Source organism: Phaeobacter sp. JH20_26 (genome assembly GCF_048056275.1).
Classification (GTDB): domain Bacteria; phylum Pseudomonadota; class Alphaproteobacteria; order Rhodobacterales; family Rhodobacteraceae; genus Phaeobacter; species Phaeobacter bryozoorum.
The window spans coordinates 85047-103045 of record NZ_JAYMWL010000019.1; the positions used below are offsets into that span (position 1 = coordinate 85047).

Below are 17999 nucleotides of genomic sequence, written 5' to 3' on the forward strand. Positions count from 1 at the left end.
AGGGTGCGGATCAATGCAGCAGTGATTGTTGAGTGAAAACAGCACCGTGCGGCACAGATGAGCCAGTTAACGCTGTGGGGTGAGCCACGCCATCTTACTCATTTCAGAGGGGGTTTGGTGGAGCCTAGCGGGATCGAACCGCTGACCTCCTGCATGCCATGCAGGCGCTCTCCCAGCTGAGCTAAGGCCCCAAACCGCCGCGTTTCGTTTCCGTCTCGCGGTGTGTGACGGTGATTTAAGGGAGGCTGGCGCGGGCCGCAAGCGGAAAATGCACCATCGTCCGAGATTTTTTTGGCAGCTGAATTTCGGCTGTAATTCTGGCTGTCCGGGGGAGGTGGCAGCACCTCCCCCAAGGGCCGTGTGGCCTTAGGAATCGTCGTCTTCAGAGGCGACGTCGGCGATATCTTCAAGCGAGACGTTGTCCTCGTCGTCATCGTCATCCAGGACGTCGTCGCCCAGATCCAGATCGACGTCATCTGCATCATCAAGCACCGCGTCATCGCCGTCGGTGTTTTCCTTGGCCTTGCGGCTTGCCGCGTCTTCGGCGTCGGCTTCGATCATCCGGCTTTTGCCGTTGTTCAGTTCGACCACCTCGCCAGTGTATGGGCTGATGATCGGGTTCTTGTTCAGGTCATAAAAACGTTTGCCGGTTGTCGGGCAAACGCGCTTTACACCCCATTCTTCATTGGGCATGTGGATCCCCTTGATTTTCTGCTGAGTCGGTTCGACGATTCAGGTGCCTTGCCATATGCGCCGGGTGCTGTCAAAGCCTTTGCCAAAAGGGGAGGTCGCCATGGCTGATCATCACCTGCCCGGAGATCCGCCGGTTCCGCTGACGCTGCGCCGCTCGGCGCGGGCGCGGCGGATCAGTTTGCGGATCTCCGGGCTGGACGGGCGGGTGACGCTGACGCTGCCGGCGCGGGTGCCAGAGCGAGAGGCGCTGGCCTTTGCCCAGGAAAAGGAAGACTGGATCCGCGGCCATCTGGCGCGGCACCCGGATCCCATAGAGGTAGGCTATGGCAGCCTGCTGCCCATTGACGGGCAACCGCGACGGGTGGTGGCTGGAACCGGGCGTCGCCTGCTGTTGCAGCCGGGACAACTGGCGGTGCCGGGGGCGGTGAACGGGGCGGGGCCGGGGCGCCGCATCCAGCGCTACCTGCAAGAGCTGGCCCGCGACCGGCTGGCGGCGGCGTCGGATCAATATGCGGCGGCGCTGGGCCGCAGCTATTGCCGGATCAGCCTGCGGGATACGCGATCGCGATGGGGATCCTGTTCCTCCGATGGCGCGCTGATGTACTCTTGGCGGCTGATCCTGGCGCCACCGGAGGTGCTGCGCTACGTCGCGGCGCATGAGGTGGCCCACCTGGCGGAGATGAATCACTCACCGGCCTTCTGGGCCATCGTCCGAGAGCTTTACGGGCCATATGACGGGGCGCGTGGCTGGCTGCGCAGCGAAGGCAACAACCTACATCGCTACCGGTTCTGACGGCGCCGGGGCGCGCGGGGGAGGGCTCAGGGCCTCACGCTGTGAGAGCTGTTGACGTGACGTGGTTTTGTGATCACAAGAACCTCATGTCCAATCCCGTTCGCCCCACCGCCGAGCCGCCCACAGGGTCCGCCCATGATCGGGTCTACCGTACCTTGCGCACGCGGATCATGCATGGCGAGATGACGCCAGGGGAGGCGCTGACCCTGCGGGGGATTGGTCGCGAGTTTGATGTGTCGATGACGCCGGCCCGCGAATCGGTACGGCGGCTGGTGGCTGAGGGGGCGCTGTTCCTGTCGTCTTCGGGCCGGGTGTCGACGCCGGAGCTGACAAACGAGCGGATCGAAGAACTGGCGGCCCTGCGCGCGCTGATCGAGGTGGAGCTGGCCAGCCGGGCGCTGCCGCGTGCGCATATTGCCCTGATCGACCGGTTGCAAAGCATAAATACCAATGTGGCCGAGATGATCTCCAAGCGCGATGCGGTGGGCTATATCCGCACCAATCTGGAGTTTCACCGGACGCTTTATCTGCGGGCGCAGGCGCCAGCGATGCTGGCCATGGCAGAGACCGTCTGGTTGCAGCTGGGCCCGACCATGCGGGCGCTCTACGGGCGGTTGCGGCGGACCGAGCCGCCGCAGAACCACAAGCTGATCATTGCCGCGCTGAAGGCGGGGGATGAGCCGGGATTGCGGCTGGCGGTCCGGTCTGACGTGACCCAGGGGCTGCGGCTGCTGGCAGGGTGAACGCCGGATCTGCGGTGTCCCAATGTCGGCCGGGTGCTCCCGCCGGCTCCGGCCAATTATAACAATTGTCCTCGCAGTTGGGCCTGGCCCGGCGCCATGCGCCGGGCCAGGCCCAAGGCCGCCAGCGGCAGCGGCGTAAGCCGGTGACGCGTGGCCGCGGGAGCGCTTGCGTACCGTTGCCCTGAGGGCCGGCGCTGATCGAGGATCGGAGGGAGCTGGATGACCGATCCCTCCTGTCTGGCCGATGAGGACGGCGAGACCGGGCCAGCAGTGCGGGCCGCTTTGCTCAGTTGCCGGTTGGCAGCCGGTGATGCACCGCTGATGTCACAAAGCCGACCGGGCGAGGGTCGGCTTTGTCGGCTGCTGTAGTGATGGCCATGCGCCCTGGTCCGGGCAGTTATGCCCCCGGCGCCGCAAGGATGCGGACTTCAGGGCGGGGGAGGCGTCAGGCCGCCAGCCCCTTGGAGCCGATGTCCAGGAACTTCTGGCGCCGGTCCTTGATCAGCGTGGCCGCATCTTTGCCCTCCAGCTCGGCCAGCATCTCAGCCAGCGCGCCGCGCACCGCCTCAAAGGCGGCTTCGGCATTGCGATGGGCGCCGCCGAGCGGTTCCGGGATGATCTTATCCACCACGGCCAGCTCCTTGAGGTTCTGGGCGGTAAGGCGCAGGGCTTCGGCGGCTTCACGCATTTTCTCGGCATCCTTCCACAGGATCGAGGCGCAGCCTTCGGGGCTGATCACGGAGTAAACCGAATGTTCCAGCATCGCGACGCGGTTCGCGGTGGCAAAGGCCACGGCACCACCGGAGCCGCCTTCGCCGATGATGATGGAGATCAGCGGCACACCGATCTTGAGGCACATCTCGGTTGAGCGGGCAATGGCTTCGGATTGGCCGCGTTCTTCGGCACCTTTGCCGGGATAGGCGCCTGCGGTGTCCACAAGGGTCACCACCGGCAGGCCAAAACGACCGGCCATTTCCATCAGGCGGATGGCCTTGCGGTAGCCTTCGGGGCGGGCCATGCCAAAGTTATGGGCGATGCGAGCCTTGGTGTTGGACCCTTTTTCATGGCCGATCACCATCACCGGCTGGTCGTTGAAGCGGGCCAGGCCGCCCATAACCGCCAGATCATCGGCAAAGTTCCGGTCACCGGCCAGTGGCGTGTATTCGGTGAACAGCGCATCAATGTAATCGCGGCAATGCGGCCGTTCGGGGTGACGCGCGACCTGACATTTGCGCCAGGGGGTCAGATCCTTGTAAAGATCGATCAGCAACTGCGCCGCCTTGGCGTCTAGCGCTGCGGCCTCATCTGTCAGATCGGCCTCTTCATTGGCCCGGGCCAGGGCGCGCAGTTCTTCCGCCTTGCCTTCGATTTCGGCCAACGGTTTCTCAAAATCCATGTACTGGGTCATGTCGTCTCACTCGAGCGGTTTGCCCGATATATGGCCTCAAGGGGCGGCGGATGCAACTCAGCAAGATTTGTGAAGTGCTGCTATGGCATCCAAAACCGGTCAGAAGAGGGACGTTTTCCGATGAGCAACTCCTATGAGGACCGCATTCTGCGTGTGCTGGCGTATATCTACGACAACCCCGAGGGGGATCTGTCGCTGGATGCGCTGGCGGATGTCGCGGCGATGTCGCGGTTCCATTGGCACCGGGTGTTTCGCGCCCTGACCGGGGAAACCTGCGCGCAGGCGGTGCGCCGTATCCGGCTGCATCTGGCGGCGACCGCTCTGGTGCAGGGCAGCGCGCGGATCGAGCGTATCGGCGAGGCTGCCGGCTATCCCAATCCACGCTCCTTTGCCCGTGTTTTCGCCGATGCCTATGGGGTGTCGCCCGCTGCGTTTCGCAAAAGGGGCCGTCTTCTGCCGCCAAATCCCAACCTGATTGCCAAAGGAGAACCCATGTTACCCGTTACCCTTCGCACCGAACCCGGCCGCAGGCTGGCCGCGCTTGCCCACAAAGGCGCCTATAGCGAGATTGGTCGCAGTTTCGAGGCCTTTTCCGCGCTTTGTACGGCGCGCAATCTCTGGCCGCAGATGCACCAGATGATCGGTGTCTACCTCGACAGCCCGGATGCTGTTCCGGATGCGGAGCTGCGCAGCTTCGCCGGGGCCAGCACGGCCGATGACAGCGTCCTGCCGGAGGGGATGGAAGAGGTTGTCTTGCCCGGCGGCAAGACCGCAGTCCTGACTTACAAGGGGCCATACTCCGGGATCCATGCGGCCTATGGCGATCTGTTCGGGGCCTGGTTACCGCAGTCGCAGGAAGAGCCGGCCGATGCGCCCTGTTACGAGATCTATCTCAATGATCCGCATCAGGTCGCGCCGGAGGAGCTGCTGACCGAAATCTGCCTGCCGCTGAAGTGAGTGTCAGCCCTGTAGCAGGATCGCGGCCAGCGAGGCCAACAGCAGCGCCGCCATGGTCCAGTTGAATGCCCGCAGCTGAGCGGGCCGGGTCAGCAGCCGTCGCAGTTGCTGACCCAGAATGGTCCAGGTCGAGGCTGAGAAACAGCCAATCAGCAGATAGGTGCCCGATACCCAGAGGATCGCCGTCACATCGCGGCTGGCTGCATAGAGGGTGATCGCGCCGAGTGCCATTGCCCAGGCCTTTGGGTTGACCCATTGGAAGGCACAGGCCTGAAGAAAGCTGAGCGGCGTGCCCTGTGCCTCGCCGTCCTGCGGCGGGGCCGCATTGGCGACCTTCCAGGCCAGCCAGAGCATATAGGCCACCGACAGGGCGGTCATGATCCAGGTGAGTGGCGGGAAGGCGTCGAACAGCTGCATCACGCCAAGGCCCACCGGCAGGATCATCAGCGGAAAGCCGATCGCCACGCCAAGAAGATGTGGCAGGGTGCGCTGGAAACCGAAATTGGCGCCTGAGGCCATCAACATCAGATTGTTGGGACCGGGCGTGAAAACAGTGCCGAAGACAAAAGCCGCAAGGGCGAGGAAGAGTTCATAAGTCATGGCGATGAAAATGCAGGGTCTCGGCATGAATGAAATTGCGTTCTCTGCGTGAATGGATCATGTTTTGCAACAAATGGCGAAACTTGATCAAATAAACGACAAGATATTGCGTGAGCTGACCCGGGACGGGCGGATCAGCAATCTGGAGCTGGCCGACCGGGTTGGTCTGTCACCCTCGGCCTGTCTGCGCCGGGTACAAGAGATGGAGCGCAGCGGTCTCATCACCGGCTACCGTGCGGTGTTGAACCGTCAGGCGCTAGGCGTGGGGTTTGTCACCTATATCGGCGTTGGCCTTGGCGAACACACCAAGGAAGCGCAGGAGGCCTTTGAGGTTGCGATGCGACAGGCGCCGGAGGTGGTGGAGTGCCACAATATCACCGGCACCATCGAATATCTGCTGCGGGTCGAATGCGCAGATCTGCCAAGTTACAAGAAGTTTCACACCGATATTCTGGGCACGTCGCCTTATGTCACTTCGATCACCACCTATGTGGTCATGGGATCGCCCAAGGATCTGCGGGCCTGAGCGCCGGGGTGGTGGTATTTTTGAGTATTTGAGGAAAGGTGACAGGGCTGCTGTCACCCTTCGGCCAGGGCGGCGCGCATGGCGATGGCAGGGGAGGCCAGTACGGGGATCTCCGTTTTAACGAGATCAGCAGCCCCGGCCATCGAGGCCTGCGCCAGGACCACACAGGCGGTATCAGCCACCAAGGCCAGGCTGGTGCTGATCCAGGTGGCGATCTCGGTGTGGAACAACTCGCTGTTGCCATTGGTGAAATGAGGCCAGAGGCCGGTCAGCGGCAGGCTGCGGATCTCGGCGGTCTGGCCGTTTTGGGCGACGGCGCGTTCGAGCAGCGCAGTGGAGGCAGCGCGGGTGCTGTCCAGGCAGTAGGCGAGCAGCACCGGACCGCCGATCTGGGCGGCGGCCTGCATCATCGGCCAGTCGAGTCGCGTGGCGCCAGCGGTTTCTGCCAGCTCGCCCAGCGTGGTGCAGGTGCACAGGGCGGGACCGGTGACCTGGCGGATCTCGGCGGTGACCTCCTCGCGCAGGGTGTCGTCGATGCCATTTTGCGCCCGTTCGAGCCAGTCGGGGCGGACAATGTGGTGCAGTTTTGCCGAGCCGGCCAGCGCCTCGAAGGTTGCCACATGGACGTCGGCCGTATGGATGAGCGTGAGGTCGGTCATGGTCTGCGCCTGTGGCTGGGCGGGAGCGCGGTTGCGCTCCCGGCTTTCTGGGTCAGCTGTTGCTGGCGATCAGGTCCGATTGGGCGACAATCACCTCGGCCTGTTTGATCGAGGCGATATCGACCAGGCGACCCTTGTAGACGGTGGCACCTTCGCCGTTGGCCTTGGCAGTTTCCATTGCGGCGAGGATTTCGCGGGCCTCGGAGACTGCCTCTTGTGACGGGGTGAAGACCTGATTGGCCAGTGCGATCTGTTTGGGGTGGATGGCCCATTTCCCGACCATCCCCAGCGTGGCGGAGCGTTTGGCCTGGGCGATATAGCCCTCGTCATCAGAGAAATCTCCGAATGGACCGTCCACCGGCAGGATGCCATGGGTGCGACAGGCGGCAACGATGGCGGCCTGCGCCCAGTGCCAGGGATCGGACCAGTGTTTTTCGCCCGCGCGCAGCATGTAGTAGTCTTCCTGCGTGCCGCCGATGCCGGTGGTCTGCATGCCCATTGAGGCCGCGAAATCCGCCGCACCCAGCGACATGGCCTGAAGGCGTGGGCTGCTGGCGGCGATGGCTTCGACATGGGCGATGCCCGCAGCGGATTCGATGATCACCTCAAAGGATACCGGTTTGCTGCGGCCCTTGGCGCGTTCAATGGCGGTGACCAGCGCGTCGACCGCATAGACGTCTTCAGCGCAGCCCACCTTGGGGATCATGATCTGATCGAGGCGGTCACCGGCCTGTTCCAGAAGATCCACAACATCGCGATACCAATAGGGCGTATCCAGCCCATTGATGCGCACCGACATGTATTTGTTGCCCCAGTCGACCGTGTTCAGGGCCTCGATCACATTGGCGCGGGCGCTGTCCTTGTCGGAGGGGGCTACCGAATCTTCCAGATCGAGGTTGATCACATCCGCTGCCGAGGCCGCCATTTTGGGAAAGAGCTTGGTGTTGGAGCCGGGGCCGAACAACTGGCAACGGTTGGGGCGGGCCGGGGCGGCGGGTTGGATGCGAAAACTCATGCTGGTGACCTTTGGGTAATGAAGTGTCAAATTTTCCTTCTGTTTTGGTATTAAATTACGATCCGACCTGCAAGGAATTTGTGCAAGCGCAGCATTGCAGATGCAGAAAGCGGCAGCTCTGACGCGTGCCTGCGGGCGCAACCAAGCAAGGAACGCGCGCATCCGTCGCGAGGATCGAATAATCTTCGTGTAATTTGCGAAAACGTCGAAGAAATCTGCGTTGACCTGCGGATATTGCGCGGAATTCGGGAGCCTCTCGCAGAGCGGCTCTCTTACACTCGCGCGGAACTCGACTTTTACTCAGGAGGCCCCGCCATGATCGAGACCCCGTATCTGCTGTTTCTGGGCGACGCGCCCGATATGCTGGCTGCCAAGGTGGCCATCGGTATCCGTGACTGGCGGCCCGACCATGCGGTGGGCCAGATCCGCCTGCCAGGCTGTGGTGCCGATCTGGGGCTGACCGACATGACGCTGGCAGAGGCCAAGGCCGCCGGTGCCAAGACGCTGGTGATCGGTGTTGCCAACCGGGGCGGCGTGATCTCTCCGGCGTGGAAAGAGGTGCTGATTGCGGCCCTCGAGATGGGCTATGATCTGGCGTCTGGCCTGCACAACCTGCTGCGCGATGAGGGCGATCTGGTGGCAGCTGCCCAGACCCATGGCGGCACCCTGCATGATGTGCGCGTGCCCACTGTTGGCTATCCGATCGCCAATGGGGTGAAGCGCAGCGGCAAGCGCTGTCTGGCGGTTGGCACGGATTGTTCGGTCGGCAAGATGTATACCGCGCTGGCGATGGATGCCGAGATGCAGGAACGCGGGATGAAGTCGTCCTTCCGCGCGACGGGTCAGACGGGTATTCTGATCACCGGCCAAGGCGTGCCGCTGGATGCCGTGATTGCGGATTTCATGGCCGGTGCCGTCGAGTATCTGACGCCGGACAATGAAGACGACCACTGGGATCTGATCGAAGGTCAGGGCTCTTTGTTTCACGTGTCGTATTCCGGGGTGACCATGGCACTGGTGCATGGTGGGCAGCCGGATGCGCTGATCCTGTGCCATGAGCCGACCCGTGAGCATATGCGTGGCCTGCCGGGATATAAGCTGCCGAGCCTGGAGCAGCTGCGTGATACCGCGCTGCCGCTGGCGCAGGTTTCCAACCCGGACTGCAAGGTTGTCGGCATTTCCGTCAACACCCAGCATTTGAGCGAGGAAGAGGCGAAATCCTACCTCGCCGAGGTCGAGGCGCGGATGGGTCTGCCTGCGGTTGACCCTTATCGCCATGGCGCTGGCCGTCTGGTGGACGCGCTGAACGCGGTGTGATCTAACCTCGCTGTCGCCGGGGTGGTCCGACAGGATCGGAGCCTCCGGCGGGAGTATTTCGGGAAAGATGACATCCGGGGCCTGCGTCCTTGCCGGCGCCTTGTCCGGTTGGATCCCGCGCGGTCGGATTTGACCAAATAGAGATTGACTAAAACCGCAGTGATGGAGACAGCCATGCAGATCAGCGTGACCCCCGATACCTTCAAGCTGGCGCAGGTCTTTACCATCTCCCGCGGCTCGCGCACCGAGGCCAAGGTGCTGACGGTCCGCATTGAGCAGGATGGTATGACGGGCTGGGGCGAATGTGTGCCCTATGCGCGCTATGGCGAGACGCTTGAGAGTGTCACTGCCGAGATTGAAGGTCTGCCCGAGACTTTTGGTCGTGAAGAGCTGCAATCGCTCCTGCCTGCGGGCGCGGCGCGCAACGCAGTGGATTGTGCGCTATGGGATCTGGAAGCGAAACGGGCGGGCAAGCGCGTCTGGGAGCTGGCAGGTCTGCCGGAGCCAAAGCCCGAGATCACCGCCTATACGCTGTCGCTTGATAGCCCCGAGAACATGCAGGCGCAGGCAGCGAAGAATGCCTATCGTCCGCTTCTGAAGATCAAGCTGGGGACCGCTGACGATATGGCCCGCCTGGAAGCCGTGCGCGCGGGTGCGCCTGATGCGCGGATCATCGTTGATGCCAATGAGGGGTGGAGCGCGGAGGTCTATGCCGATCTTGCCCCGCATCTGGTGCGGCTGGGTGTGGCGCTGGTTGAACAGCCGCTGCCCGCGGGAGAGGATGAGGCCCTGTTAGGGATGGAGCGGCCGGTGCCGGTCTGCGCCGATGAGAGCTGCCATGACCGTGAGAGCCTTGCTGCGCTTGAAGGAAAATATGATGTCATCAATATCAAGCTGGACAAGACCGGCGGGCTGACCGAAGCGCTGAAACTGCGCGAGGCGGCACTGGCGCGGGGCTTTGATGTGATGGTGGGCTGCATGGTGGGATCGTCTCTGGCGATGGCCCCTGCGACACTGGTGGCGCAGGGTGCGGTGGTCACGGACCTTGACGGGCCGCTGCTTCTGGCCGAAGACCGCGAGGAACCGTTGAATTTCGACGCAGCCGGCGTGCACCCGCCGAACGCAGCCTTGTGGGGTTAAGGAGACCAAGATGACCCGTACCGTATATGTGAATGGCGAATACCTGCCCGAGACCGAAGCCAAGGTCTCCATTTTTGACCGCGGCTTTCTGATGGCGGATGCGGTCTATGAGGTGACGTCGGTTCTGGGCGGCAAGCTGATCGATTTCGAAGGTCACGCCGTGCGTTTGAAGCGCTCGCTGGATGAGCTGGAGATGGCGGAGCCCTGCTCGAAGGAAGAGCTGCTGGAGATACACCGCAAGCTGGTTGAACTGAACGGTATCGACGAAGGCCTGGTCTATCTGCAGGTCAGCCGTGGCTCGGACGGGGATCGTGATTTTGTGTTCCCCTCTGCCGATACCCAGCCGACGCTGGTGCTGTTTACCCAGAACAAACCCGGTCTTGCGGACAGCCCGGCAGCCAAGAAAGGCGCCAAGATCATCTCGATCGAGGACATCCGCTGGGGCCGTCGTGACATCAAGACCGTGCAGCTGCTCTACCCCTCCATGGGCAAGATGATGGCCAAGAAGGCCGGCGCAGATGACGCCTGGATGATCGAGGATGGTCATGTGACCGAGGGGACGTCGAACAACGCCTATTTCGTCAAGGATGGCGTGATCGTCACCCGCCCGCTGTCCAATGACATTCTGCACGGCATCACTCGCAAGGCGGTTCTGCGCATGGCGGAAGAGGCACAGCTGAAAGTGGAAGAGCGCCTGTTCACCATCGAGGAAGCCATGGCGGCGGATGAGGCCTTTACCACCTCGGCTTCTGCTTTCGTGATGCCGGTTGTTGAAATTGATGGTGTAGCGCTGGGCGATGGTACGCCGGGCCCGATCGCCAAGCGCCTGCGCGAGATCTATCTGGAAGAAAGCATGAAAGAAGCGATCTGATCGCGCTGTTCTGCGAGACCGGAAAAGGCCGCCCCCCGTGATGGAGGGCGGCCTTTTTATTGGTGGTCTGTCGCGCGTCGTTAGAGAAGCGACATCAGCTTGCGGGCTGCATCCTCGGAGGAGGCCGGGTTCTGCCCGGTGACCAGCTTGCCGTCGATGATGGCAAATTCCGCCCAGTCGTCCTGTTTTTCATACAGGCCGCCATTGGCTTTCAGCATGTCCTCGACCAGGAAGGGCACCACATCGGTGAGGCCAACGGCCTCTTCCTCGGTGTTGGTGAATCCGGTGACGCGCTTGCCCGCCACCAGCGGTTTGCCATCGGCCCCTTCGGTGTGGCGGAACACGGCCGGGGCGTGGCAGACGGCGCCGACCGGGCGGTCGCTCCTGGCGAACCCTTCGATCAGGCGGCGGCTGTCGGCGTCTTCGGCCAGATCCCAGAGCGGGCCGTGGCCACCGGGGTAGAAGATCGCATCGAAACCTGCGTCTGTCACCTCGGACAGCACCTTGGTATTGGCCAAGGCGCCCTGCGCGGCGGGATCGTCCTTGAACCGGCGGGTGGCTTCGGTCTGGGCGCTGTCATCGTCGCTTTTGGGGTCAAGTGGCGGCTGGCCGCCTTTGGGCGAGGCCAGCGTGACTTCGGCGCCGGCATCTTTGAACACGTAGTAGGGGGCGGCGAATTCCTCCAGCCAGAAGCCGGTTTTTTCGCCCGTGTCGCCCAGTTGGTCGTGGGATGTGAGAACCATCAGGATTTTCATCTCGGGTCTCCTTTCCATATGAAGTTCAGATCAGTCGGCGAGGTGAATGACGCGTTTGCCAAAGGCCTCGCCTCTCAGGAGACCAACGAATGCGGCGGGCGCTTGTTCCAGACCTTCGATCATTTCCTCGCGGTATTTCACTTTGCCGTCCTGTACCCAGCCGGTCATCTGCTTGGCGAACTCCGGGTAGAGGTGGCCGAAATCGTCAAAGACAATGAAGCCGCGCATGGTGATGCGCTTGCGCAGCAGCTGGCCCATCAGATAGTTCATCCGGTCGGGGCCTTCGGGCAGAGCGGTGGCATTATACTGGGAGATGAGGCCGCAGAGCGGGATCCGAGCCGAGGGGTTCAACAGCGGCATCACCGCATCGAAGACGGCACCGCCGACGTTCTCGAAATAGATGTCGATGCCATCCGGGACCGCCTTGGCGAGATCGTCGGCAAAGCTATCAGTCTTGTAATCTATGCAGGCGTCAAAGCCCAAAGTGTCGACGACATGCTGGCATTTTTCGGCCCCGCCGGCGATGCCGACAACGCGCAAACCGAGGATCTTGCCGATCTGGCCTACGGTCGCCCCCACGGGTCCGCTGGCGCCTGCGACCACCAGTGTTTCGCCTTCCTTTGGCTGGCCGATCTGGGTGAGACCCGCCCAGGCGGTGAGACCGGGCATGCCCAGAACACCAAGCGCCCAGGAGGGGTTCTGCGGGGTCTTGCCCATATTGATGGTGAGGGTGCCATCAGACAGTGCATAGTCCTGCCAGCCGCCGAAGGCGACAACCCAGTCGCCCGGTTCGTACCCCTGAAGGTTGGAGGTCACGACCTGTGCAACGGTGCCGCCCACCATGACCTCTCCGATTTCGACCGGAGCGGCATAAGACGGGGCGCTGCTCATCCGGCCGCGCATGTAGGGATCCAGCGACAGGTATTCGTTGCGCAGCAGCATCTGGCCTTCGCCGGGGGTCGGGATGTCGCTGGTTTCCAGGCGCAGGGTGCTGTCGGTCGGCTCACCCTTGGGGCGCTCTGCGAGGACGAATTTGCGGTTGGTGCTGTCGGACTGTGGCATGGGATGGTTCCTCTCTGATGAAGTTGCGAACTAGACCGATCGTCTAGTGGTTGGAAAATTTTTTTGGCGCGGATCAGCTCTGCGGTGGTGGGAGCATGATCAGGGTCTGGGACATGGCGGTTTCAAACGGCGCGCCGTCCTGGGACAGATGTGCCATGAGGCTGGCGCCCAGCCAGATCTGGTAGAGGGTTGTGGCGGTCTGGTCGGGATCGACACTTGCGGCCAGAGACCCATCCGCCTGCGCGCCGCGAAGGCAGTCGGACAGGCGGGCGACGATCGATTCAACGCCGTGTTGCAGGATCGCGCGCATGTCGGCGGACAGATCGGACACTTCTGCTGCTAGCTTCACGATCAGGCATTTCTGCTCTGCGTTGCCGGAGATCTGGCGATCTTTCCAGCAGCGGAAATAGCCCAGCACCTGATCCCGCCCCGACTGTTCGGGATCATTCAGCGTGTGCCGAAGCTCCAGCCGGTATTGATCAACATAGTGGCGCAGGAGCGCGCAGCCATAATCCTCTTTCGAGGCGAAATAGTGATAGAAGGAGCCTTTGGGCACCTGCGCCGTGCTCAGCAGCTCGGTCAGGCCAACCGAGGTGTAGCCGCGCTGTGCGGTCAGCTTGCGGCCGGTGTCCAGAATTTGCAGGCGTGTCTCACTCATGACGCTAGACATAAGCTGACTAGACCGATTGTCTAGTGACGCTTGCAGAATTATTTCTGCGGCGGATCAAACCTGCTGAAAATGCGACAAGGCCCCGCGATTGCGGGGCCTTGTTCAGGCTGATGCCAAGTGTGAGGGAGGTTTTACTTGATCATCAGTTGTGGGGAGACGACGTCGATACCCAGTGCCTTGCCGACGGCGAAATAGGTCAGCTTGCCCGCGTGGACGTTCAGACCGTTCAGCAGGTGCGGATCATCGGCGCAGGCCTGTTTCCATCCTTTGTTGGCGAGGTTCAGCATGAAGGGTAGGGTCGCATTGCCCAGGGCCTGGGTCGAGGTGCGCGCGACGGCGCCCGGCATGTTGGCCACGCAGTAGTGCATGATGCCGTCGACTTCGTAGATCGGGTCGGCGTGGGTGGTGGCTCTGGAGGTCTCGAAGCAGCCGCCCTGGTCGATAGCGACGTCGACCAGAACCGCACCCGGCTTCATCTCGCTGAGCTGTGCACGGGAGACCAGTTTCGGCGCCGCGGCACCGGGGATCAGAACCGCACCGATCACCATATCGGCGTCACGGACCAGCTCGGCGGTGGCACCAGCGGTGGAATACTGGTTCTTGAAGTCGCGACCGAAGACATCGTCGAGGTACTTCAGGCGTGTGAGCGACCGGTCGAGAATGGTGACATCTGCGCCCATCCCCGCAGCGATCTTGGCCGCATGGGTGCCGACCACACCGCCGCCGATCACAACAACCTTGGCGGGGGCCACGCCGGGCACGCCGCCCATCAGAACGCCACGGCCACCGTTTGCCTTTTGCAGGGTGTATGCGCCAACCTGCGGGGCCAGACGGCCGGCCACTTCGGACATCGGCGCCAGCAGCGGCAGGCCGCCACGGTCGTCGGTCACGGTTTCATAGGCGATGGCGGTACAGCCGCTTTCCAGAAGGTCCTTTGTCTGCTCCGGATCGGGGGCCAGGTGCAGATAGGTGAACAGCAGCTGGCCTTCGCGCAGCATCTTGCGCTCAACGGCCTGGGGTTCCTTGACCTTCACGATCATGTCGGCGGTGGCGAAGATTTCTTCGGCGGTGTCGATGATGGCGGCACCAGCGGCGACGTAATCCTCATCGGTGAAACCTGCACCCATGCCAGCGCCGGCCTGGATCAGGACAGAATGTCCGTGGTTAACGGCTTCACGGGCGGCGTCCGGCGTCATGCCGACGCGGAATTCCTGCGGCTTGATCTCTGTGGGGCATCCGATTTTCATGTAATCACTCCTCCTACATGCTTGCGCTATTGTGCCGCAGGCGCAGTGAAAAGTGCTTCTTTTTTGGGCAGATTAAAAAGGTGCAGATCGAAGGTTCTTCGAATATATTGTAACTTTGACGAAGGATCTTTCACCATATGTCACTTGATCACACGGATCGTCGGATCTTGCAGGTGTTGCAGAAGCAGGGCCGGATCTCCAACGCAGAGCTGAGCGAACAGGTTAACCTGTCGGCGTCGGCCTGCCACCGACGGGTCCAGCGCCTGGAGGCGGATGGCTATATCCGCAATTATGTCGCGCTGCTGGATGCACGCAAGATGAACCTGCCCGCAACGGTATTTGTGGAGATTACCCTGCAAAGCCAGGCCGACGAGCTGCTGGACGCGTTTGAGAAGGCAGTGGCACGCATTCCGGATGTGCTTGAATGTCATCTGATGGCGGGAACGGCGGATTACATCCTGAAAGTGGTGGCTGAAAACACCGATGATTTCGCCCGCATCCATCGCCAGCATCTGACGCGACTGCCCGGCGTGGCGCAGATGCAAAGCTCCTTTGCGCTGCGTACGGTGTTCAAGACCACGGCGCTGCCGGTCTGATCGGGGCAGCGCCCCTGTGGCAGGGCGGCTTGTCAGGCTCCGTGATCTGGGAAAGACTGCTCCGGCAGAACAAGACGGCAGGATCGTCGCGGGCGGGGGCATATGGACTGGGACTATATCATCATTGGCGCGGGCAGCGCGGGGTGTGTGCTGGCCAACCGGTTGAGTGCCGCAGGGCAGCGCGTGCTGCTGTTGGAAGCGGGAGGTCGGGACAACTACCATTGGGTGCATATCCCGATGGGATATCTCTATTGCATCAACAATCCGCGTACCGACTGGATGTATCGGACCGAGGCCGAGGCCGGGCTGAACGGGCGGGCGCTGATCTATCCGCGTGGCAAGGTGCTGGGCGGCTGTTCCTCCATCAACGGGATGTTGTACCTGCGCGGACAGGCGGCGGATTATGACGGCTGGCGTCAGCGCGGCCTGACAGGCTGGGGCTGGGACGACGTGCTGCCCTATTTCAAGAAGTCAGAGGATTATGTTGAAGGGCCGTCCGATCTGCACGGCTCGGGCGGCGAATGGCGGGTGGAAAACCAGCGGCTGCATTGGGATGTGCTGGACGACTGGATGCAGGCGGCCGCGGACTGGGGGCTGCCAAAGGTCACGGATTTCAACACCGGTAACAACGAAGGAGTCGGTTACTTCCGGGTGAATCAGCGTGGCGGCTGGCGGATGAACACCGCAAAGGCGTTTCTGCGGACCGCAACCGGCGAGACATTGAAGGTCGAGACCGGCGCCCATACACGGCGCATTCTGATCGAAGAGGGCCGGGCGGTGGGCGTGGAGTACAGCCAGGGGGGCGTGGTCAGGACCGCGCGGACGCGGGGGGAAATCGTGCTGTCGGCGGGCGCAATCAACAGCCCTCAGATCCTGCAACTCTCTGGCCTGGGTCCGGCGGAACTGCTGCGGGCGCATGGGATCGAGGTGCATCGTGACCTACCTGAGATTGGCCGGAACCTTCAGGATCATTTGCAGCTGCGCTGCGCCTGGCGGCTGAGCGGGGCAAAGACGCTGAACACGCTGGCAAACTCGCTGATTGGCAAGGTGAAGATCGCTGCCGAATATGCGCTGCGCCGGTCTGGCCCGATGTCGATGGCGCCCAGTCAGCTGGGTGCGTTTTCACGGTCGCGCCCGGATCTGGCGACGCCGGATCTGGAGTATCACGTGCAGCCCCTGACGCTGGAGGCCTTTGGTCAGCCGCTGCATGACTTTCCGGGGCTGACGGCGAGTGTGTGCAACCTGCGGCCCGAAAGCCGGGGTGAGGTGGCGATCACCAGCGCCGATCCGATGCAGGCGCCGCGTATTGCACCCAATTACCTGTCAACCGCAGGCGATCGTCAGGTCGCGGTCGCCGCGATCCGGCAGGCACGCGCGATCATGGGGCAGTCCGCCATGCGCCGCTATCTGCCGGAGGAGCTGAAGCCGGGCGGCGGATCCGATGAGGAGGCGGATCTGATGCAGGCAGCGGGTGATATCGGCACCACGATATTTCACCCGACCTGTACGGTGCGGATGGGCATCGAGGAAACGGCGCCGGTGGATGGGGCACTTCGGCTGCGCGGAGTGGCGGGGCTGCGGGTGGTTGATGCCAGTGTGATGCCGGTGATTCCCAGCGGCAATACCAATGCCCCCACAATCATGATCGCGGAAAAGGCAGCTGACATGATTTTGAGTGATCATCGCGCGTAATTGGCGTTTCTCGCACCGTGCCCCCTTGCGCCCGTTCGGATTATTCGATTCCCTGTTCTGACCCTGTCGGCGGTCGCGCCACGGGGAGCGATGGCCTGTTGGCAGTGACGGCGCGGAGTGCCGACGGATCTCTGCGACGGTATGGTGTGACATGAAACAATCACATCCGCCTGCTACTGCCGCGTGACTGACCACTAACCGACCAAGGAGCCCGAGCGTGACCAGCGAGTATGACCCTGATTCCTTTGACTGGCTGGACGCTGAACTTCAGGACACGTTGGACGAAGATTTCGAGATCGAGTTCGCCGAACCGATGCTGTCGATGGAGCTGCGCAAGATCTATCGCTCACAGCATCCGGAGATGCTGGACCGTAAGGTCTATTTCCGCAATCTGCTGCGGTTGCAGGCGGAGCTGATCAAGGTGCAGGACTGGGTCCAGCACACTGGGGCAAAGGTCTGCATTCTGTTTGAGGGCCGCGACAGCGCAGGCAAGGGCGGGGTGATCAAGCGGATCACCCAGCGCCTGAACCCGCGGGTGGCGCGGGTGGTGGCCTTGCCCGCCCCCAGCCGCCGTGAGCAGAGCCAGTGGTATTTCCAGCGCTATGTGCCGTATCTGCCGGCGGCGGGTGAAATCGTGCTCTTCGACCGCTCCTGGTACAATCGCGCCGGGGTGGAGCGGGTCATGGGATTTGCCAGCGATGACCAGGTCGAACAGTTCTTTCAGGACGTTCCCGAATTCGAGCGGATGCTGGTTCGGTCGGGCATCATCCTGCTGAAATACTGGTTCTCCATCACCGATGAAGAACAGCAGCTGCGGTTTCTCATGCGGATCCATGATCCGATGAAACAGTGGAAGCTGTCGCCGATGGATCTGGAGAGCCGAATCCGCTGGGAGCAGTATACCAAGGCCAAGGAAGATATGTTCGAGCGCACCAATATCCCGGAAGCGCCCTGGTATATCGTCGAGGGCAACGACAAGAAGCGCGAGCGGCTGAACTGTATCGAGCATCTGCTGACGAAGATTCCATATAGCGAGGTGCCGAGCGAACGGGTCTCGCTGCCGGACCGAGAGTACAAGCCGGACTACGAACGCCGGGTGCTGCCGGATGACCTCTACGTGCCCAAGATCTACTGACGGCAGGCCGTTTGTCGCGTCTGGACAGCCGCCGGGACCGGGCCCTGGCTGCGCCTGATCGGGCGGGCGCGCAGGCGTGGTGCGGGGCTGTTAGGGAAAGCGCAGTCAGGGCGCTGTCTA

General features: G+C 62.4%; 20 protein-coding genes and 1 tRNA gene. 11 read left to right on the forward strand and 10 right to left on the reverse strand.

Features of this window, described 5'->3' with window-relative positions:
- Window positions 1–115: 115 nt before the first annotated feature.
- Both VWY60_RS15740 and VWY60_RS15745 read right to left on the reverse strand, forming a co-directional pair.
- Window positions 116–191 (reverse strand) — tRNA-Ala (locus VWY60_RS15740).
- Between the two features lie 175 nt (window positions 192–366).
- Complete coding sequence (locus tag VWY60_RS15745) at window positions 367–693, reverse strand: TIGR02300 family protein (protein WP_416535560.1); 327 nt, start codon at window positions 691–693, stop codon at window positions 367–369.
- Window positions 694–793: 100 nt separating this feature from the next.
- On the opposite strand from VWY60_RS15745, the gene VWY60_RS15750 reads away from it, so the two are divergent.
- The 3 genes from VWY60_RS15750 (at window position 794) to VWY60_RS15760 (ending at window position 2598) form a co-directional block, all read left to right on the forward strand.
- Window positions 794–1486, forward strand: a complete 693-nt coding sequence (locus VWY60_RS15750; RefSeq protein ID WP_416541103.1) for a M48 family metallopeptidase — start codon at window positions 794–796, stop codon at window positions 1484–1486.
- Window positions 1487–1572: 86 nt separating this feature from the next.
- Window positions 1573–2229, forward strand: a complete 657-nt coding sequence (locus VWY60_RS15755) for a GntR family transcriptional regulator (protein WP_340546682.1) — start codon at window positions 1573–1575, stop codon at window positions 2227–2229.
- Between the two features lie 219 nt (window positions 2230–2448).
- Window positions 2449–2598, forward strand: a complete 150-nt coding sequence (locus tag VWY60_RS15760; protein WP_416545178.1) for a hypothetical protein — start codon at window positions 2449–2451, stop codon at window positions 2596–2598.
- 76 nt (window positions 2599–2674) lie between these two features.
- On the opposite strand, the gene VWY60_RS15765 is transcribed toward VWY60_RS15760, so the two are convergent.
- A complete protein-coding gene (locus tag VWY60_RS15765) occupies window positions 2675–3637 on the reverse strand; it encodes an acetyl-CoA carboxylase carboxyltransferase subunit alpha (protein ID WP_340546683.1) in 963 nt (320 codons plus the stop codon).
- 120 nt (window positions 3638–3757) lie between these two features.
- Here VWY60_RS15765 and VWY60_RS15770 point away from each other — a divergent pair, with 120 nt between their 5' ends.
- Window positions 3758–4594 carry an AraC family transcriptional regulator gene (locus VWY60_RS15770; protein WP_416541104.1) on the forward strand — a complete coding sequence of 279 codons (837 nt, stop codon included), beginning with the start codon at window positions 3758–3760 and terminating at the stop codon, window positions 4592–4594.
- A 3-nt stretch (window positions 4595–4597) separates the two neighbouring features.
- Here the strand turns inward: VWY60_RS15770 and VWY60_RS15775 are convergent, their stop codons facing one another.
- A complete protein-coding gene (locus VWY60_RS15775; RefSeq protein ID WP_340546685.1) occupies window positions 4598–5194 on the reverse strand; it encodes a LysE family translocator in 597 nt (198 codons plus the stop codon).
- A gap of 73 nt (window positions 5195–5267) precedes the next feature.
- Here VWY60_RS15775 and VWY60_RS15780 point away from each other — a divergent pair, with 73 nt between their 5' ends.
- Window positions 5268–5720 carry an Lrp/AsnC family transcriptional regulator gene (locus VWY60_RS15780; protein ID WP_416534626.1) on the forward strand — a complete coding sequence of 151 codons (453 nt, stop codon included), beginning with the start codon at window positions 5268–5270 and terminating at the stop codon, window positions 5718–5720.
- A gap of 53 nt (window positions 5721–5773) precedes the next feature.
- Here the strand turns inward: VWY60_RS15780 and VWY60_RS15785 are convergent, their stop codons facing one another.
- On the reverse strand, window positions 5774–6379 hold the full coding sequence (locus tag VWY60_RS15785) for a hypothetical protein (RefSeq protein WP_416541105.1): 606 nt from the start codon (window positions 6377–6379) through the stop codon (window positions 5774–5776).
- Window positions 6380–6431: 52 nt separating this feature from the next.
- Window positions 6432–7394, reverse strand: a complete 963-nt coding sequence (locus VWY60_RS15790) for an L-malyl-CoA/beta-methylmalyl-CoA lyase (protein ID WP_340546688.1) — start codon at window positions 7392–7394, stop codon at window positions 6432–6434.
- Window positions 7395–7709: 315 nt separating this feature from the next.
- Here VWY60_RS15790 and dgcN point away from each other — a divergent pair, with 315 nt between their 5' ends.
- The 3 genes from dgcN to VWY60_RS15805 all read left to right on the forward strand — a co-directional run bounded on the left by dgcN (window position 7710) and on the right by VWY60_RS15805 (window position 10722).
- A complete protein-coding gene (dgcN, locus tag VWY60_RS15795) occupies window positions 7710–8711 on the forward strand; it encodes an N-acetyltransferase DgcN (protein WP_340546689.1) in 1002 nt (333 codons plus the stop codon).
- Between the two features lie 174 nt (window positions 8712–8885).
- Window positions 8886–9851 carry an N-acetyl-D-Glu racemase DgcA gene (gene dgcA, locus VWY60_RS15800; protein ID WP_340546690.1) on the forward strand — a complete coding sequence of 322 codons (966 nt, stop codon included), beginning with the start codon at window positions 8886–8888 and terminating at the stop codon, window positions 9849–9851.
- A 10-nt stretch (window positions 9852–9861) separates the two neighbouring features.
- Complete coding sequence (locus tag VWY60_RS15805) at window positions 9862–10722, forward strand: D-amino-acid transaminase (protein WP_416541106.1); 861 nt, start codon at window positions 9862–9864, stop codon at window positions 10720–10722.
- Window positions 10723–10802: 80 nt separating this feature from the next.
- On the opposite strand, the gene VWY60_RS15810 is transcribed toward VWY60_RS15805, so the two are convergent.
- The 4 genes from VWY60_RS15810 to ald all read right to left on the reverse strand — a co-directional run bounded on the left by VWY60_RS15810 (window position 10803) and on the right by ald (window position 14456).
- Window positions 10803–11477 carry a type 1 glutamine amidotransferase domain-containing protein gene (locus VWY60_RS15810; RefSeq protein WP_340546692.1) on the reverse strand — a complete coding sequence of 225 codons (675 nt, stop codon included), beginning with the start codon at window positions 11475–11477 and terminating at the stop codon, window positions 10803–10805.
- Between the two features lie 30 nt (window positions 11478–11507).
- Window positions 11508–12539 carry an NADP-dependent oxidoreductase gene (locus tag VWY60_RS15815; RefSeq protein ID WP_340546693.1) on the reverse strand — a complete coding sequence of 344 codons (1032 nt, stop codon included), beginning with the start codon at window positions 12537–12539 and terminating at the stop codon, window positions 11508–11510.
- A gap of 73 nt (window positions 12540–12612) precedes the next feature.
- Window positions 12613–13197: a TetR/AcrR family transcriptional regulator gene (locus VWY60_RS15820; protein ID WP_416541107.1), complete on the reverse strand. Its 585-nt coding sequence runs from the start codon at window positions 13195–13197 to the stop codon at window positions 12613–12615.
- A gap of 143 nt (window positions 13198–13340) precedes the next feature.
- Complete coding sequence (ald, locus tag VWY60_RS15825) at window positions 13341–14456, reverse strand: alanine dehydrogenase (RefSeq protein ID WP_340546695.1); 1116 nt, start codon at window positions 14454–14456, stop codon at window positions 13341–13343.
- A 137-nt stretch (window positions 14457–14593) separates the two neighbouring features.
- Here ald and VWY60_RS15830 point away from each other — a divergent pair, with 137 nt between their 5' ends.
- From VWY60_RS15830 to ppk2, 3 genes are all read left to right on the forward strand, one after another.
- Entirely contained in the window at window positions 14594–15052 is a 459-nt protein-coding gene (locus VWY60_RS15830; RefSeq protein ID WP_014875917.1) for an Lrp/AsnC family transcriptional regulator, read from the forward strand.
- Between the two features lie 102 nt (window positions 15053–15154).
- Window positions 15155–16744 carry a GMC family oxidoreductase gene (locus VWY60_RS15835; RefSeq protein WP_416541108.1) on the forward strand — a complete coding sequence of 530 codons (1590 nt, stop codon included), beginning with the start codon at window positions 15155–15157 and terminating at the stop codon, window positions 16742–16744.
- 217 nt (window positions 16745–16961) lie between these two features.
- On the forward strand, window positions 16962–17879 hold the full coding sequence (gene ppk2, locus VWY60_RS15840; protein ID WP_340546697.1) for a polyphosphate kinase 2: 918 nt from the start codon (window positions 16962–16964) through the stop codon (window positions 17877–17879).
- Window positions 17880–17999 lie beyond the last annotated feature (120 nt).

Coding starts and splice junctions, on each gene's coding strand:
- dgcA (WP_340546690.1), top strand. CDS start 8,886: ATGCAGATCAGCGTGACCCCCGATACCTTCAAGCTGGCGCAGGTCTTT.
- VWY60_RS15835 (WP_416541108.1), top strand. CDS start 15,155: ATGGACTGGGACTATATCATCATTGGCGCGGGCAGCGCGGGGTGTGTG.
- ald (WP_340546695.1), bottom strand. CDS start 14,456: ATGAAAATCGGATGCCCCACAGAGATCAAGCCGCAGGAATTCCGCGTC.
- VWY60_RS15775 (WP_340546685.1), bottom strand. CDS start 5,194: ATGACTTATGAACTCTTCCTCGCCCTTGCGGCTTTTGTCTTCGGCACT.
- VWY60_RS15805 (WP_416541106.1), top strand. CDS start 9,862: ATGACCCGTACCGTATATGTGAATGGCGAATACCTGCCCGAGACCGAA.
- VWY60_RS15760 (WP_416545178.1), top strand. CDS start 2,449: ATGACCGATCCCTCCTGTCTGGCCGATGAGGACGGCGAGACCGGGCCA.
- VWY60_RS15780 (WP_416534626.1), top strand. CDS start 5,268: ATGGCGAAACTTGATCAAATAAACGACAAGATATTGCGTGAGCTGACC.
- VWY60_RS15815 (WP_340546693.1), bottom strand. CDS start 12,539: ATGCCACAGTCCGACAGCACCAACCGCAAATTCGTCCTCGCAGAGCGC.
- dgcN (WP_340546689.1), top strand. CDS start 7,710: ATGATCGAGACCCCGTATCTGCTGTTTCTGGGCGACGCGCCCGATATG.
- VWY60_RS15810 (WP_340546692.1), bottom strand. CDS start 11,477: ATGAAAATCCTGATGGTTCTCACATCCCACGACCAACTGGGCGACACG.
- VWY60_RS15755 (WP_340546682.1), top strand. CDS start 1,573: ATGTCCAATCCCGTTCGCCCCACCGCCGAGCCGCCCACAGGGTCCGCC.
- VWY60_RS15750 (WP_416541103.1), top strand. CDS start 794: ATGGCTGATCATCACCTGCCCGGAGATCCGCCGGTTCCGCTGACGCTG.
- VWY60_RS15820 (WP_416541107.1), bottom strand. CDS start 13,197: ATGAGTGAGACACGCCTGCAAATTCTGGACACCGGCCGCAAGCTGACC.
- VWY60_RS15790 (WP_340546688.1), bottom strand. CDS start 7,394: ATGAGTTTTCGCATCCAACCCGCCGCCCCGGCCCGCCCCAACCGTTGC.
- VWY60_RS15785 (WP_416541105.1), bottom strand. CDS start 6,379: ATGACCGACCTCACGCTCATCCATACGGCCGACGTCCATGTGGCAACC.
- VWY60_RS15765 (WP_340546683.1), bottom strand. CDS start 3,637: ATGACCCAGTACATGGATTTTGAGAAACCGTTGGCCGAAATCGAAGGC.
- VWY60_RS15745 (WP_416535560.1), bottom strand. CDS start 693: ATGCCCAATGAAGAATGGGGTGTAAAGCGCGTTTGCCCGACAACCGGC.
- VWY60_RS15770 (WP_416541104.1), top strand. CDS start 3,758: ATGAGCAACTCCTATGAGGACCGCATTCTGCGTGTGCTGGCGTATATC.
- VWY60_RS15830 (WP_014875917.1), top strand. CDS start 14,594: ATGTCACTTGATCACACGGATCGTCGGATCTTGCAGGTGTTGCAGAAG.